Source organism: Burkholderia sp. Tr-862 (assembly GCF_011753085.1).
GTDB lineage: Bacteria > Pseudomonadota > Gammaproteobacteria > Burkholderiales > Burkholderiaceae > Burkholderia > Burkholderia ambifaria.
The window spans coordinates 1-937 of sequence record NZ_VWWG01000395.1; the positions used below are offsets into that span (position 1 = coordinate 1).

General features: G+C 74.5%; 1 protein-coding gene. It reads right to left on the bottom strand.

The genetic code is table 11. The annotated features are described in order from the left end of the window. The coding region (locus F3J14_RS35095) for a hypothetical protein (protein ID WP_166726776.1) at positions 1 to 937 on the bottom strand (937 nt) is incomplete at both ends.

Consider the following 937-nt stretch of genomic DNA (forward strand, 5'->3'; position numbering starts at 1 on the left):
CGTGACCGAGCCCGAGCGCGCACGCGGCCGTACCGACCCGATAAGCGGCCGCGGACGCGCGCCATGCGGCCCCCGCATCGGCCGCGGCCGGATCGAGCGCGAGTTCGGCCATCGACGCATCGGCGGTCTGCAGGAAATCCTCGTACGCATGCGCGTTGACGGTCACGACACCGAGCATGCGGGTGGGCGCCACCGCGACCGCATCTTGCTCGGCCTGAGCGGCGCCGGCTTCCCACAGCGCCTCGGACGCGGGCGTGCCGGCGACGTGCCAGTCCACGGTCAGGCCATAGTCGTGCAGCACGTCGACGAGCGCGACATCCTCGGCGGCCGCGCCGAACAGCGCGAAATCGCGCCATAGCAGGGCGACCGTCTCGCGCACGAGCGCCGGCGGCGCATGACGCCTGCCCTGCGCGTGCTCGCCGAGCAGCAGGTTGGTCCGGGCGAGAAAACGCTTTAGCTCGGGCGCGTTGGTGGCGCGCAGGGCGCGCAGGCACGCGGCGGCGAGCCGCCAGAAGTCGTACGGGCCGTCGGCGGCCAGCGCGGCCAGGGTCACATCGAGTTCGTCGAGCGCCGCGTCCGGCGAGCCATTCGACGTGCGCAGCACGCCGAGCAGCGCCTGCTCGTAGCGGGCCCGCGCCCGGCTCGCGAACGCGTCGGGCATCGCCCGCAACGTCGCCGGCGGCATCGCGCGCCCGACGAGGGCCAGCACGTCAAGCGGCACGCTCGCGTGCAGGTCGGCCGCGCCTTGGGCACGCAGCGCACGGAAATGGTCGAACAGGAGCGGCGAGCAGGCCAGCTCGCGCAGATTGTGGCGCCCGACCGCCGCGCGGAAATCGCGCAGCGCGATGCGCCAGCCAGCGGAAGTCGGTTCGGTGGCGACGAGCGGCGCCGCGGCGGCGAGTTGCCCCGCGAAACGGGCGGCCGGCAGCCAGCCGGC